This window comes from Sutterella faecalis (assembly GCF_006337085.1).
Lineage (GTDB): Bacteria > Pseudomonadota > Gammaproteobacteria > Burkholderiales > Burkholderiaceae_F > Sutterella > Sutterella faecalis.
Genome location: NZ_CP040882.1, coordinates 931,030 through 945,084 on the forward strand (window position 1 = coordinate 931,030; position 14,055 = coordinate 945,084).

Annotated in this window: 12 protein-coding genes; 4 read left to right on the forward strand and 8 right to left on the reverse strand. The window is 59.0% G+C overall.

Features of this window, described 5'->3' with window-relative positions:
* The first annotated feature begins 80 nt into the window (after positions 1–80).
* The gene (locus tag FG381_RS03680; protein WP_139687592.1) at positions 81–1,595 is read left to right on the forward strand and encodes a tyrosine-type recombinase/integrase; all 1,515 of its coding nucleotides are present in this window, start codon (positions 81–83) and stop codon (positions 1,593–1,595) included.
* Between the two features lie 9 nt (positions 1,596–1,604).
* Here the strand turns inward: FG381_RS03680 and FG381_RS03685 are convergent, their stop codons facing one another.
* The 3 genes from FG381_RS03685 to mltG all read right to left on the reverse strand — a co-directional run bounded on the left by FG381_RS03685 (position 1,605) and on the right by mltG (position 4,912).
* Positions 1,605–2,645, reverse strand: a complete 1,041-nt coding sequence (locus tag FG381_RS03685) for a DNA polymerase III subunit delta (RefSeq protein ID WP_139687593.1) — start codon at positions 2,643–2,645, stop codon at positions 1,605–1,607.
* Positions 2,636–3,247 carry a dTMP kinase gene (tmk, locus tag FG381_RS03690; protein WP_139687594.1) on the reverse strand — a complete coding sequence of 204 codons (612 nt, stop codon included), beginning with the start codon at positions 3,245–3,247 and terminating at the stop codon, positions 2,636–2,638. Before tmk ends, FG381_RS03685 begins: the two co-directional genes overlap by 10 nt.
* A gap of 90 nt (positions 3,248–3,337) precedes the next feature.
* Complete coding sequence (mltG, locus tag FG381_RS12555) at positions 3,338–4,912, reverse strand: endolytic transglycosylase MltG (protein WP_165697825.1); 1,575 nt, start codon at positions 4,910–4,912, stop codon at positions 3,338–3,340.
* A 237-nt stretch (positions 4,913–5,149) separates the two neighbouring features.
* On the opposite strand from mltG, the gene ygfZ reads away from it, so the two are divergent.
* The 3 genes from ygfZ to FG381_RS03710 all read left to right on the forward strand — a co-directional run bounded on the left by ygfZ (position 5,150) and on the right by FG381_RS03710 (position 9,017).
* Positions 5,150–6,118: a CAF17-like 4Fe-4S cluster assembly/insertion protein YgfZ gene (ygfZ, locus tag FG381_RS03700; RefSeq protein WP_226960262.1), complete on the forward strand. Its 969-nt coding sequence runs from the start codon at positions 5,150–5,152 to the stop codon at positions 6,116–6,118.
* A gap of 141 nt (positions 6,119–6,259) precedes the next feature.
* Positions 6,260–7,144 carry a DMT family transporter gene (locus FG381_RS03705; RefSeq protein WP_226960265.1) on the forward strand — a complete coding sequence of 295 codons (885 nt, stop codon included), beginning with the start codon at positions 6,260–6,262 and terminating at the stop codon, positions 7,142–7,144.
* A 136-nt stretch (positions 7,145–7,280) separates the two neighbouring features.
* Positions 7,281–9,017 (forward strand): C69 family dipeptidase, encoded by a 1,737-nt coding sequence (locus FG381_RS03710; RefSeq protein ID WP_139687596.1) that lies wholly within the window; start codon positions 7,281–7,283, stop codon positions 9,015–9,017.
* 98 nt (positions 9,018–9,115) lie between these two features.
* Here the strand turns inward: FG381_RS03710 and FG381_RS03715 are convergent, their stop codons facing one another.
* The 5 genes from FG381_RS03715 to FG381_RS03735 form a co-directional block, all read right to left on the reverse strand.
* The gene (locus FG381_RS03715) at positions 9,116–9,877 is read right to left on the reverse strand and encodes a basic amino acid ABC transporter substrate-binding protein (RefSeq protein WP_139687597.1); all 762 of its coding nucleotides are present in this window, start codon (positions 9,875–9,877) and stop codon (positions 9,116–9,118) included.
* A gap of 184 nt (positions 9,878–10,061) precedes the next feature.
* On the reverse strand, positions 10,062–10,511 hold the full coding sequence (locus FG381_RS03720) for a hypothetical protein (protein WP_139687598.1): 450 nt from the start codon (positions 10,509–10,511) through the stop codon (positions 10,062–10,064).
* Positions 10,512–10,706: 195 nt separating this feature from the next.
* Positions 10,707–12,980 (reverse strand): IS66 family transposase, encoded by a 2,274-nt coding sequence (locus FG381_RS03725; RefSeq protein ID WP_139687004.1) that lies wholly within the window; start codon positions 12,978–12,980, stop codon positions 10,707–10,709.
* Between the two features lie 266 nt (positions 12,981–13,246).
* The gene (gene tnpB / locus FG381_RS03730; RefSeq protein WP_139687005.1) at positions 13,247–13,597 is read right to left on the reverse strand and encodes an IS66 family insertion sequence element accessory protein TnpB; all 351 of its coding nucleotides are present in this window, start codon (positions 13,595–13,597) and stop codon (positions 13,247–13,249) included.
* Complete coding sequence (locus FG381_RS03735) at positions 13,594–14,010, reverse strand: hypothetical protein (protein ID WP_139687006.1); 417 nt, start codon at positions 14,008–14,010, stop codon at positions 13,594–13,596. Before FG381_RS03735 ends, tnpB begins: the two co-directional genes overlap by 4 nt.
* Between the last annotated feature and the right edge of the window lie 45 nt (positions 14,011–14,055).

A 14,055-nucleotide genomic window follows, 5' to 3' on the forward strand; every position in this document is an offset into this window, starting at 1 on the left:
GGTCATGAAGACCTCGAAAGCTCCGCTCCTCTATATATTAGGCAAAGTTTCATAAAAGTCCTCTTCGAAGTCCGCTTCGCATGCCTCCTTCCCCTACGCTTACACCGCTTCCTTCGCGCCGGCTTGATCCGGAAGAACTTCTCTCAGAACTTCTCCCCGAGGACTGGGCGCTTCCGCTCACGAAGGCAGGACTTGAGACGCTCGAGGACCTTTACGACTGCGCGGCTTCGCTCGGAAGCACCTGGCACCGATCATTTCCCGGCCTGGGAAGCCGCCGCGCGATTGCGCTGATGGAATGGCTCCGGGACTACGGGCAGGATATCGGCGAAATCACGCCGCGCTTTTTTCCGGCAGGAGCTCAGAAAAAAGAGAATGCCTCAACCCGGCTTGCCGACACAGCATTCGATCCTCTGATCAGACCGCTCGAGGAAATCAACCTCCCGGAACCTCTGTCAGGCGCCGAAGGCATCAACCGGGCGCCTGCCATCGGCTGCTCGCTCTCGGCAAATAATGACCTCGATGCCATCCGCACGTGGCTCAATGCCCGGGCCGGCAACCCCAACACGCATGCGAGCTACCGCAAGGAAGCTGAACGCTTTCTTCTCTGGTGCCTTGCCGAAAAGGAAAGAGCCCTCTCCGACATCCGGGCGGACGACGCTGCGCAGTATCTGCGCTGGCTTGAGGATCTCGGCAGGCTCGAGGAAAACGCATTCCTTCGCAAATGGCGCCTGCCGCAGTCGCGCTGGATCGGTCCCAAGAATGCCGAACGCGCAACCGCAGCATGGAAGCCCTTCAACGGGCCCCTCTCCTCCTCGAGCCGGAAAAATGCCATTGTCGTCGTGCGGCAGCTCTTTAATTTTTTAAAGCGCACGGGCTATCTTATTTTCAATCCCTTCGACCAGGTGAGTCCCAAGGTGCCGCTCCTCAAGGGAGAGGGAGCCCCGCAGGCATTTGCCGATCGGTCGCTCACGGATGCGCAGTGGAAGGAAATCGTCTCCCATCTCGACATGCTTCCCGAAGGGCTCCCCCGCGAACGCATGCGGCTCATTCTCATGATGGGCAAAAGCCTCGGCATGCGCGCGTCCGAAATGCTCGATGCCCGCACGGGCTGGATCGTCAGACGCCGCATCGGACTCACGGTCAGAAATGCAATTGAGATTGTCGGAAAGGGGAGCAAGGTAAGGCGCCTTCCGCTCACCTCCGAGCAGATCGGCATCATCGAGTCATCGCTTCGAGCCCGCGGCATTCCGGGGCTCGCCCAGAGCGATCCTCAGACCGTGCTGCTCATCAATCTCGGTCGAGGAAGGAATCCCGGGGGCGCCATGAGCCGAAGCGGCCTCTACCGCGTGCTCGAAGGCTTCTTCGCGCGCGTTGCGGACGAGGTTTCAGCCTCGGCCCCGATGGATGCCGCAAAACTGAGAGCTTCCTCCACCCACTGGCTGAGGCATACCTTTGCCGTTCAGGCGCTCACCCGCATGAGCGTCAACGTCGTGCAGGCCGCCATGGGGCACGCCTCGGTCGCCACTACCGGGCGATATCTCTCTCCGGAAGAAGAAGAAATGAGCGAGGCGATGAGCCGCATGAAGGCGCTTTAAGCGCCGGCATCACTTCTGCGCGAAGACCTCCCGGTAGCGGAAGAATGTCTGTTCCCAGACCTGGCGGCTGTTTAAGGGATGATCAGCCGAGCGGCGCACCGTCTCTGCAAAATCCGAAAACTTTGCAGCCCGGGCCGGCGTCGTCAGCTTCGCGAGCTTTTTCAGCGCCTCGCTTTCGCCGGGGAGAAAATGCGGCTCAAGCCCCGACGAAACCCGCATGAGATCGTGCGCCCAGCGCAAAAGGAGAAGCGAAAAAGCCGGGATCGTCAGGTCCGCAGCGAGCGTTCTCACCACAAGATCAGCCGAGAGCTCCGGCCCTGCTCGCAGCAGGTCGAGCGCCGCGGCTTCCGTTTTGGATGAGAGCCTCTCATCATCATTGGCACGAAGCGCCGGCATGGGTGCCCCTCCGGCAAAGGCCAGCGCCGCTTCGGCATTCTTCACCTTCCTTGATCTCAGGAACTCAAGCGCTTCCTCTCGCGAGGGCGACGGCGCGCGAACGAGACGCGAGCGCGAACGGATCGTTGGGAGAACGTCGTCGAGCTTTTCGGCTACCAGGATCCAGGTGAGGCCTTCCGGAGGCTCTTCCATCGATTTCAGCAGCGACGCGGCAGCTTCGGCGCGCACCTTGTCCGCCGGATAAACGAGGATGATGCGGCGCCCGCCCTGATTGGCATTGAGCGACAAAAAGTCTGAGAGCACGCGAATCTGATGGATGCGGATTTCGCGCGAGAGCTTCTTCCTTGCTTCCGGGCGTTCGTTCTCGGCAGCCGTATAAGGCACATCCCACTCAGCGCACATGAATTCCGAGAGCACCTGACGAAAGTCCGGATGCGTTCCCGCGTGCGTCAGCTGACAGCCGCGGCACTTCCCGCAGGGCGTGCCGTCCGGCCCGGGCTGTTCGCAGAAAAGCGACTTCGAAAAAGCGAGGCCGAGTTCGTAGAGTCCCGTGCCGGGCGCTCCGTAGAGGAGGATTGCATTGGGCATCCGGTCCCGCATGGCATTCAAGGCTTCTGCGGGCTTCTCGAGCCATGAGTATGGAACTAAAGCCATTGGGCCACTCCTTGAGCGATGCGTCGAGCGACCTCATCGGGCGATTGTTCTGCATCCACGATCAGAAAGCGCGAAGGCGAATTCCTGGCTCGCAGCAGATAAGCATTGCGCACGCGGGTAAAAAAGTCGACGCCCATGCGTTCGAATCTGTCTTCGTTTCCTGCGCGGGCGCGAAGCCGCTCTGCGGCCTTTTCCGGTGCAATATCAAAGAGAATCGTGAGATCGGGCTCAAAATTGCCGAGCGTCCAATGCTCGAGCGCTTCAATCTTCTCGCCTGAAAAACCTTTTCCCCCCGCCTGATAGGCATAGGTCGCATCGGTAAAGCGGTCCGATACCACCCATCGCCCGGCATCGAGCGCTGGCTGAATCACTTTTTCGACGTGTTCGGCGCGCGCGGCAAAAAAGAGAAGCGTCTCTGCGGTTGCGCCCATCTCGTCCGAGAGCAGCATCTCGCGGATTTTTTCCCCCGGGGGCGTGCCGCCGGGCTCGCGGGTATGAACCACGTCAATACCCTTATCCTTAAGAAACTTAAGGAGATTTGCGGTCTGGGTGGATTTACCCGCACCGTCAATTCCTTCGATGGTGATGAAGCGACCGTGCATTCCCGTACTCCTTAGCCCGATTTCCGTAAGAGAAGAAAAATAATGAGCACGAATTATCGCCCATGCACCGCGCGCAGAGAATGAACGAAGTCACTTCTGCGGGAGCGGCGTCGTGCGTTTTTTGATGATGAAGTGGTTCACGGCCCGATTGTGATCCCGGAGATTGGCCGAAAATTCGCTCGTCCCGTCGCCGCGCGCCACAAAGTAGAGATACTTCGTTTGAGCGGGATGCGCTGCCGCTTCGATCGATGCGGCCGAGGGCATTGAAATCGGCGTGGGCGGAAGCCCCGCAAAACGATAGGTATTCCAGGGCGTCGGCGTCTCGAGATCCCGCCTCCTGAGTCTTCCGCTCCAGTCGGGGCCCAACCCGTAGATCACCGTCGGATCGGTCTGAAGCGGCATGCCGATTTTGAGTCGGTTGTTGAAGACTGAACTCACCAGATGACGGTCGCTCCTCACGCCGGTTTCCTTCTCAATAATGGAAGCGAGAATCAGGAGTTCATACGGGTTCTTCGCCTGGCAGAGCGCATTGCGGGAATTCCATGCCTCGTCAAGAAGCCGCTTCTGCCGGTCAACCGCCATCCGGAGGATGGTGAGGTCGCTCGACCCGGAACCATATCGATAAGTTTCAGGCGCGAGAAACCCTTCGAGCGACGTTCTCCCCTCGAGCCCCACCGCCTTGAGGAGCTCCGCTTCGGTCATGCGGGCGGAATCGGGTTCGAGCCCCGGCGCCGAACTGATGAGGTCGAGAACTTCCCATACCGGCGCCCCCTCGGGAATCCGCAGCTGCTGATCAATGAGCGCGGGTCCGGAGAGCGTTTTCAGAATCGTTTCGGGCGTCATGCCTCTTTCAAAGCGAAAGCGCCCGACATGAATGCGCGAGAGAAGCAACGGCTCAAAACGCCTCAGCACGCGCACCTTCCAGGGTTCGAGCGTGATGCCGGCATTTCTCGCGAGGTTGAGCGCTTCGGTCGCGGTAGCCCCCTGAGGCACCGTGATTTCAATGCGCTCGGCCGTCATCGCCGCGGGCTCGCGATAGAGCATCTCCTCAACCTTCATCCAGGCAAAGGCCCCGAGCGCGAGGAGGAGGATGACGAAAGCAATGAGCGCGCAAAGCCGCCGCAAGAGGCGAGCAGGCTTCCCGCTGCGAACGGCCTCATGAGAGGCGCGCTTTTCCTCGCCGGGCGTTGCTTCCTTATCCGGGTGCGCTTCATCCGTCTCAGACTTTGCGCATTCCCCGGCATTCCTTTCGCTCGCGGCATCCGCTGAAGCACCGGCATCTGCTTTCTTCGCTTCCTGCGTTCCGAGCGCTTCGGGTTCTTCGGGTTTCCCTTCCTTTTGGTCCTTTTCGGTCTGCTCCTCTTTTCCGCTTAAAGGTGATTCGCGATCAGGCTCTGCGTCCCCTGCGCACGCCGTCGTCGCGCAAGGCGCCCCGGAAGGCTTCCCTTCCCGGGAAGCTTCTGAGGACGCCTTCGGCGCAGCTTCAGGCGATGCCTTATTTTCCGGAATCGTTGCTGGCTTCAGACTTGCGTGAGCGGCAGCAGCGGGAGGATTTTCGACCGTCCCTTCGCCTGTCGTCGCTTCACGGGAAGCCTCCCGTTCCGCGAGCTCCTTCTCGACGCGCTTCTTTTCCGCGCGGTTCTTTTTCGAATGTCTGCGGCTCACTTTTCTGGAACTCCCGGGGTGGGGAATACAAAATGGGGAAAACGGGTTCTCGAAACACTTTGGATGAGAGCCCGGCGGCATCCGAGTTTAGCGAAGAGACGAAGCGCTCTGCGCAGTCTTTTTGTTTCAAGCCCCTCACAACTCCGTCAACACAGAAGCTGCCGGGGCGTCTATTCTTCCGGACACGAGCCGCAGGCGCGGCCCGAAGAACCGTTTCTATTTTGTCTGGAAGGAATCATGCAGAGCTTCACCGCTTCGGCCGAAAGCCTCTCTCCGCTTCCCGGCGTCATGCACGCCGGCGGCATTTCCCTCATCCGCGTTTCAGGCGCCGATGCCGTTCATTTTCTTCATGGTCAGTTCACGCAGGCCGTCGAGAACCTCGGCAACCGCACGACGCTCGCCGGCTACTGCTCCCCGAAGGGACGGCTCCTTGCCCTCATGCGCGTCTGGATGGATGGCGACGACGTCATGCTCGCGCTTCCCGCTTCCATGGCGGAGAGCTTTCTGAAGAGAATCCGCATGTACGTGCTTCGCGCGAAAGTCGTCTTCACGCCGCTTGATCCCGCACCTCAAACGCTCGTTTTCGTCGGCGAGGCGGGAGAAAAAGCTGCCGCTCAAATGGGGCTCGCCGTCCCTCAGCCCGGCGAAGTGAGAAGAGAAGGCGCCGCCACGCTCCTCGGTCTCCCTCCGTCCGAGGCCATCGACGGCTTCTGCGCCGGCGGATCGAGAACGCTCGCGCTCTTCCCTGCCGGGACGGAATTCCCCTTTGCGCCCGCTCCGGATGCCTGGCGCACCGCTGCAGTCATTGCCGCAGGCGTCCCGCAGATCCTTCCCGAAACCCGGGAACGCTTTGTTCCGCAGGCCGTCAATCTTGAGCTTGTGGGCGGCGTCTCCTTTAAGAAAGGCTGCTACCCCGGTCAGGAAGTGGTCTCCCGCGTGCAGCATATCGGCGAAACCAACCGCCGTGCCGCAATCGGCCGCATTGCCGCAGCAGAAGACGTGCTCCCCGGAGCTCCGGTTTATTCCGAGGGCGACGAAGCAGGCTCGGTCATCCTTTCCGCGCGCATCGGGAAGGACGCCCTGATTTTCTATTCCGCAACGCTCTCGGCGATTGAAGAAGGCGTCTCGCTCACGCCTGACGGCGCCAAGCTCTCGAACGTGCCCCTTCCCTACCGCATCCGCAACGTTCTCACTGAAGAAGCCTGACGCAATCCTCTTCGAGGTTTCCCGCATGCGGCGCACTTCGCTTGAAGCGCGCCGCATCTGCCTGTTAAGCTCCCACACCGCTCTTCGGCCTTTTCTTGTTTCCCCGCGCTCAGGCCGGCACTGTCGGAGTTTTTGAAATTGATGAAGCAATCCCTCTGGGCGCTCTGCGCAGCCCTCTGCTTTTCCTTCATGGCGGCCTTCGTGAAGCTTTCGAGCGGCGAACTCGGCACCCTGGAGATGGTCTTCTACCGCTCGCTCTTCGGCGTCATCACGATCGGCCTCTACGTGAAGCGAAACAACCTGTCGCTTAAGACGCCCTACCTGATGGGCAATCTGCGCCGCTCCATTCTCGGCACCATTTCAATTGCGCTCTGGTTCTACACCCTGGGGCTTCTCCCCTTCGGCACGAACATGACGCTCATCTACACCACGCCGCTCTTCATGGCAGTGAACTTCATCATCCTCGCGATGATGAAGCACCAGCGGGCACCCTGGGCGCTGGCGCTCGCGATCATCGTGGGATTTGCCGGCATCGCGATCGTGCTGCAGCCGAGCTTCTCGTCCGATGAACTCATCCCCGCGCTCATCTGCCTTTCGGTGGCCTTCCTCGACCTCATCATCTATTGGCAGATGAAGGAACTCGGCCGCCTCAAGGAACCCTCCTGGCGAATCGTCTTCTACTTCACATGCTGCGGCACGATCTTCGGCCTCGTGGGCGCCTACCTCGTGGAAGGGGGGCTCCACATGCCGAGTCTCAATTCCGTCATCGCCATCATCGGCATGGGCATCTGCGCGACCCTCGGACAGATCTGCACGACGCGCTCCTACGCCTACGGCAACATGCTCCTTTCTTCGTGTCTCGGCTTCTCCGCGATTCCCTTCTCGGCCATCATCAGCTGGCTGCTCTTTGGCGAATCGACGACGACCCTTGCCCTTATCGGCATGTCGCTCATCATCTGTGCAGGCGTTGCCGCAACGATCACGACGAAGCGCGCGGAGGCGCGGGGAGAAAGCCCGCTCGCGTGATTGCAAGCGGGTATTTCCTCGAAGTTTTCTGAGGTCCCGCCGCGCTAAGATTTCTAACGCTTGATGGCCCGCAGACTGCGACAAAGCCTGCGGGCCTTTTTTCGGTCTTCCGAACTCTATATGGAGATGAACCCACATGTGCACCACCGTCATCGTCGGCAAGCGAGCATCCACCACGGGGCGCGTCATCCTCGGCCACAACGAGGATTCCGGCGGCCGCGTCATGCATCAGCAGTTCTGGTGCCCGGGAGCGAAGCACGCTCCCGGTGAATTTGTTGAGGGCGAACCCGGCCGCGCCCGCGTCCCTCAGGCGCCTGAAACCCTCGGCACCTACTGGAGCAACATGCTCGCTCCCGCCCCGGGCTCATCCTTCGACCAGGGGCTTGCCAACGAAGCCGGCGTCGTGATGTGCTCCAACAGCGGCGGCACGTCCTTTGACGGCGAACTCTCGGACGAGGAAACGGGACTCTTCGAAGGCGGCATCGGCTTTCTGCTCCGCCGCTGCGTGATGGAGCGCGCCCGGACGGCGCGCGAAGCGGTTGAGATTGCCGCTTCGCTCCTTGACAAATACGGCTACTGGAGCCCTGCGAGAAACTACTCCTTCGCCGACCGCGACGATGCGTGGCTTCTCAACGTCGTGAAGGGCCACCACTACGTCGCGAAGCGCGTGCCCGAAGACGAGGTGGTCCTCATCTCCAACTACCTCGCGATCCGCAAGGTTGACCTTTCCGACAAGGAAAACGTCATCGCTTCGCCCGACCTCATCGAGTACGCCATCCGCATGGGACGCTACACGCCGAAGACGCCCGGCGACTACAGCGACTTCGACTTCTCGCGCGCCTATCAGCCGGTTGAGAACCTCACGGCCTCGACCAAGTCGATCCGCATGCGCACGGGCTGGCAGGCCATCACGGGCGTACGCTACGCGGACGAACTCAACTACCCCGAACGCCTCGTTCCACCGAAGCTCATGAGCCCGGACGACGTGAAGGCAGTCCTTCGCCTTACGGCCGAGGAAACCTACAGGAATCTCGGCGACGGCAGGGGCGACGCCTTCCACATCAGCGCTGAAGACATTTCCCGTTCGCACACGCGTGAGAGCTGGGTCTGCGAAATCGGCGAGAAGCCTCTTCTCAACATTCTCTGGCACTGCGCGTCCTACCAGGATACAGGGGTCTACGTTCCCTGGTTCCCGCTTGCAAAGCGCATTCCGGAAAACTGCCAGTGGACGACGCTCGAGGAAGCGCGCCGCGTGCATTTCCAGATGAAGCCCGAGTACCTCGACTTCTCGTTCGGGAAGCGCTACTTCCTCAATGCGCTCCTCGGCGAACTCGTCAACTTCGACCGCGGACTCATGTCGGGCATCTGGCGCGAGCGGGACGGCCTCGAGGCGGAGTACAAGACTCTTGCAGCAGAGGTGGTTGAGAAGGCAAAGACTCTTCCCGCAGAGGAAGCTGAAAAGATGCTCGGCGACTTCACCTGCGAGATGACGGAGCGCTCGAACGATCTGCTGCGCGAACTCCTCGCCTGCCTCGACACGGTCGACGCCGAAGTGCATCCGCAGGAACTTTCCATTACCGATACGGACGCCACAGCCGAAGTCGTCATCCGCTCCTTCCCGGAACTCGACATCGAGGAGATCGATCAGAGTTCGCTCCTCTGGAGCCTCGGCTTTACCGGCGCCAAGGCGTCTGTTCTTGAACCCGCGAAGCCCCTCAAGGTGGAAATCCGCGGCGACGATCTCGTCGCCACCTTCCGGGCGTTCGACGTTGCACGCTTCGGCATTGCCGGGTGCCTCACCGACACCTACATCCGCGGCTACATCGCCCACAGGCGCTTCGTCGCCATGGCGCTCGTGCGCTTCAAGGCCTGATTGAAAGCCTGAGAGCACTCCCTCACGGAGCGCTCTTCAAAAAAGAAGCCCGCAGGTCCGAAAGGATTTCTGCGGGCTCTTCTTTCATTCAGCCGTGATCACTTGGCACCGGTGCCGAACCACTTGTCGTAGATCTTCTGGTACGACCCGTCGGCGCGCATGGCGTCGAGCGTCGAATCGAGGAGATTGAGAAGCTTCTTGTTGCCTTTCTGAACGGCCATGCCGTAGAGGTCGTCCGAAACAACAAAGTCAAGCGCAACGAGCTTCATGCTCTGGGACGCCTTCTGCTTCAGGAAATACTTATTGACGGGGCCGTCATTGAGCATCGCGTAGCAGCCGCCCTTGTTGAGCTCGAGAAACGCGTCCGCAGCGGAATTAAAGGTGCGGATGGTGGTTCCCGGAATGCGCTTCATCATAAGCGCGCCCGAGGAGCCGATTTCCGCGCAGAGGGTTTTCTTCTCAAGATCCTTCAAGCTCTTGATCTGCGGTGCATTGTCCTTCGTCGTCATCACGGTGAGGCCCGCATTCATGTAGGGCTTCGTGAAGTCGACCTTTTCGGAGCGCTCCGGCGTGATGGTGAGCGCAGATACGGCGCAGTCGATATTGCCGGAAATCAGCGCCGGAACCAGACCGTCGAGCGACATCGAAACGATGCGGATGTCGAGGTCGTTGCGCCTGCCGATTTCCCGGATGAGATCCATGTCAAAGCCTTCGTACTGTCCGGTCTTGGAATCAAGATATTCAAAAGGCGGATAGACCGTGAGGGAGCCGACACGCAGCGTCTGCGCTGCCTCAGCAGCAAAGGAGAAGACAAGGGTTGCAGCTGCGGCGGCCGCAGCAAGCTTCTTTGTAATAGCCATTTCAGAGGGCCTCATGTTTATTTATGAAGCGGATTGTGCAGCTCGACGTGATCCCTCTTTTTATCGTTCACATGCTTCGAGGGCGGGCATTGAGCCTCCTCTCCGCGGGGATTTTTCGCTGAGCCGGACCCTCCTGGGTTTGGCGTCTGCTTCAGTGCCGGACACATGCGGCCTCAAAGCAGTGCTAAGCAACTTCCCTCTCAAGAGGGAAGGTTTCCGACCAATCAACAGCTTTTCCATCCGTTCCGGTTAAGGTTGACGATTGGCAGTCACTGTCGACACGGAAACATTTCGAACGCAGCTCCTCTGTCGTCAGAGCCTTCGGCTCCGGCGCGAACAACGGATCCTTCGATCCGCTGCTCCTCGGAAGCTTGAGTTGTTTCACATAACCCGCGTCCGTCAGGAGTTGTTTCATACCTTCGAGGGCCGCTTTAAGCACCTCTGGGTTATGCGTCTGATTTTTCAAATCAGCAAAATAGATCAGAATCGCGCTCATGATGTCGCGCTGGATCACCGTTGACTCATCGCCGAGGTACATCCAACGTTCTCCGAGCGCTTTCTTCACAAACTCATTCTTGTAAGGATTGTACTGGCTCGGCTTCAGGCGATAAGGGCTTACCTCTTCAACTGTCAAACCGGCTCTTTCAGCCTTGCTCTTCAATCTCTTGATAAAACCACTTGCCGCACTGTTGTTGATGCTTCTGCCGAAATGACTTCTCTTAAAAGTATCTGGACTATGGGTATAAAAATCCCGCGTAAGCGGGATGCTTTTTATTCAGCGCCGGCAGCCGCCGGGGCCGGCGGCTTGAGGCATAGCTCAGAATAGCCTTCAGTCTGCCGACTGATGCTTCTTCCACTCCCAGGGGAGCCACGGCGTCAGGTCGAAGTCTTCGAGCAGCGCTTTCATGTCCCACTTCTGGATCTTCTTGTACGGGTCCTTGCCTTCCCGGTAGGCCTTCGTCCAGCCCTTTGCATAGGCATGCCGGAATGCGGCCGCGCTATATGCGTTCAGCCACTTTTCGAGGTCGATGTCGTTCAGCTTCGCCGTCTCCGCCATCGAGATGCAGGTTGCCACTGCATCCGCCCCTTCCACGGTCTGCATAAAGTTCTGGTTCTTGCGCAGAATCGCAACCGGCCGGATGGCCCGCTCCACCGTGTTCGTTTCGAGGGGGATGCGGCCGTCCTTCAAAAACTGCTTCAGGCTTTCACGCCGGTTCATCCAGTAGACGACGGCTTCGGCCATCCGCGAATTAAATTTCTTCGAGAATTTTCCGTTTTTCTCCAGCGCCAGCTTTTCTGCCAGACCTGCGTAAAGCTTGTCCACGGCATCAAGCACCGGCTTTGAGTAAGTTTCGCGATGCTTCTGAATGCGTGCCTCATGCTCTTCGGCGGTCTCGTCCTCAAGGCGTTCTGCAACTTCCTTTTCGTACTGGAAAATAAGCTGAATGCCGCTCAGGATGGAGAGCATCTGTGCTTCCGGAGCCGCATCAAGCGCGCGCTTCCCGATCCGCTCGGCGCGTTCTTCCGGCGTGAGCTTCTCGAGTTCCGAGAGGTACTGCTTGCACGTAACGGCTTCATAGGCTTCACGACGGGCATGCACGAGACAACTCTGCCTGAGCACTCCCTTGAGTACCGTTTCCGCCAGAGCATCGTATCCGGCATAGCCGTCGACGACGATGGCATCCATCCGGCCCTTCAGCGACTCAAGGCGCTTGCCGATATCCTCGGCTCTTCTGGAGCCGAGCGTGGAAAACCAGATGAAGGGCGTCGGACTGTCCGTTTGGGTTCCCACGGTAAAGACGTAGGTCTGCGAGCTTGTCTTCGTCTTGTCCGCGTAAGCGCCGCGGCCTTCGCTTTCCAGAATGTCGTATCGGGTTTCATCGGCCAGAAACACGCGGTCGCCGCAGTTTCCGACGATGTGCTCCATCAGCGGCCTGAGGTAGATATCCGCCCAGGCGTAGAGATTCTCAAAGAGCGTGTTCGAGCCGAGCTTCAGGCGGCTGAACATCATGTTCTCAAGCCGGTTGATCGGCAGGCCGTTGTTGAGCAGCTTCACGGCTTCGGCAAGGCAGTTCATGGAGACGGTGCGCTCCGGCTTCACGGGAAACTGCATGTGCTCCGGGAATACGGGGTGCACGGTGCGGCACTTCTCGCAATACTGAAGTTCGATCTGATTCTGCTGTCTTTCAAAGCGATCCTGCACGGCCTGAGTAACCGCAACAAGCTTCGCCACCTGTTCTCCGAGGTTTTTGAGCCTGCCGCTGCAGTGCGGGCAGCTGTCCGAAGCGCCTTTTCCCGGGGTGCGGAGCACTTCCGGAAGGTCGCTTTTGGATTTCTGCCGTCCGCGCACCTTCTCGTCAGCCGCTTCCTCCTCCTTTTCTTCATCAGAGGCTTTTTCGGCCGTCTTCTTTTCGTTCTCAGGCTTAGCCGGCTCCTCAGTCTTCTGAGGCTGCCGTGCCAGAGTGATCTTTGTCATGAGCGCCTGCGGAGTGACGGTCTCTTCGGCTTCTTCGCCGGACTTCGCTTCCGGCTTCTCATTCGCAAAAGCCTTGTCCTGCTCGTCCTGCAGCGCGGTAATGGCCGCCTGAGCCTTCTGCGCCTGCCGAATGCCCTGCTGAATGGCTTTGATGTCCGCCTGGATGCTTCCCTGGTTCTTTTTGACTTCCGCGAGTTCAGGCGTGAGCTTTTCCCCGCCCTTTCCGAAGGCGAGTTCGCGGAACGTCTCCGCATTGCGCGCTTCGGCTACGAGCTTCTGCACGCACTTCAGGAGATCATCCCAGAGCTTCAGATTGGCCTGCGGATCCAGACTCAGATTGCGCTCCACGTCAAGGCGCATGCCGTGAATCAGCGGGGCGACTTCCATAAGAAAGGCCGCAGCCGCGGCGTACTTCTTCTCGGAGAGATCCAGCCGAATTTCCGTCTCTTTGGCATAAGCCTTCGCTGCAGATGCCGCTTTTTCGGCTTCTTCGGCCTTGCGCTCTGCCGACTGAGCCTTACGCTCCGCTGTCTCTGCTTTTCTCTCAGCAGCCTCAGCCTGCTGCCGGGATTCCTGCAGCAGGGCAATCAGTTTTTCGCGGGGAAGAGCAGAGAGATCGACGGACATGGAATACAGGGGGAATCGGTGTTGGAACAGGGGTAATTTTACCCGTTTTCCGATCCTGTAAAAAACTCTCTTTCCCTACTGGCAGTAGCTTAAACGGCCATTTATAAGCGTTCTGAGAGCATCAGTATTCCGGAGGTCTTTTTGCCTTCCGCACTCCTTTGCAGACTCACTGAGCGGCGCTTCCCGCACACTCTGCATGATATTGAATGCGTCGCATTTTCACTTTTCACTGTTGTCTAAAAACGAACTCAACCAATTGATTTACATCAATTTTTGAGCATCCCTTGTCTCTCAACCTGCAGATTTTCTCCATCGAGGTAAGCCATCAGTTCCTCAGGCGTAATGGGTGCCGCAGCAGGTCCGGAAGCCCGCATCAGGAACTTTGCAAACCTGCCCGAATTCAGGCGCCGAACTACCATGCATGCCCCATGCTCATCCCAGAAGACGATCTTGCAGACCTTGCGGTTGCGGGAGACGAAGACAACGTAGTCATTGCCTTCGGCAACAGGAATGCCGAGGAGCGATTCAGCCATGAACGTCAGGGTGGAAAGGCCGTTGCGGCCGTCAACCGGCGTGGCGACGAGCGTCGTTTTGCGCGAGGCGAAATCAATGATCATGTCCGCACTCCTGCCGCCTGCATCATCCCGATTGCCATAAGCTCGGGAGATTCAGATCTAAACTCGAGCAATGACCCGTTTGGCAGAATCAGCCGTACCTCCCGTGCCACAAGGCCGGAGGGATGGGAAATCCGTTTAACCGGGATATTGCGTCCGACTTTAGTCGCGACCTTGCGCGGCGTCACAGCGGGAAGGGTAGCCACGGCCACGGTGCCGATCTGCGAAGCAGCCGAACGTTCAGCCGCTGCAGACTCCAAAAGACGCTCAATCTCCTTGAACTTTCGATAAAGCGTAGTAAGACAAGGCGTCTCGTCGGGGAAGAAGCATTTGAAGCGGGTCTTATGGAAGTCAATGCGGGTAAGGCCGGTTGCCTTCCAGGCGTCGTATGCCCTGCGCCAGTTGGGACTGATCATGAGATCCTCCTGAATGGGAACGACCTCAAGTTTCCCCGAAAGTAT

Excerpts from the sequence above, each read along its gene's own strand:
- FG381_RS03705 (WP_226960265.1), top strand. The coding sequence starts at position 6,260 with ATGAAGCAATCCCTCTGGGCGCTCTGCGCAGCCCTCTGCTTTTCCTTC.
- FG381_RS03725 (WP_139687004.1), bottom strand. The coding sequence starts at position 12,980 with ATGTCCGTCGATCTCTCTGCTCTTCCCCGCGAAAAACTGATTGCCCTG.
- FG381_RS03685 (WP_139687593.1), bottom strand. The coding sequence starts at position 2,645 with ATGGCTTTAGTTCCATACTCATGGCTCGAGAAGCCCGCAGAAGCCTTG.
- FG381_RS03680 (WP_139687592.1), top strand. The coding sequence starts at position 81 with ATGCCTCCTTCCCCTACGCTTACACCGCTTCCTTCGCGCCGGCTTGAT.
- FG381_RS03710 (WP_139687596.1), top strand. The coding sequence starts at position 7,281 with ATGTGCACCACCGTCATCGTCGGCAAGCGAGCATCCACCACGGGGCGC.
- tmk (WP_139687594.1), bottom strand. The coding sequence starts at position 3,247 with ATGCACGGTCGCTTCATCACCATCGAAGGAATTGACGGTGCGGGTAAA.
- ygfZ (WP_226960262.1), top strand. The coding sequence starts at position 5,150 with ATGCAGAGCTTCACCGCTTCGGCCGAAAGCCTCTCTCCGCTTCCCGGC.
- FG381_RS03715 (WP_139687597.1), bottom strand. The coding sequence starts at position 9,877 with ATGGCTATTACAAAGAAGCTTGCTGCGGCCGCCGCAGCTGCAACCCTT.
- FG381_RS03735 (WP_139687006.1), bottom strand. The coding sequence starts at position 14,010 with ATGATCAGTCCCAACTGGCGCAGGGCATACGACGCCTGGAAGGCAACC.
- tnpB (WP_139687005.1), bottom strand. The coding sequence starts at position 13,597 with ATGATCATTGATTTCGCCTCGCGCAAAACGACGCTCGTCGCCACGCCG.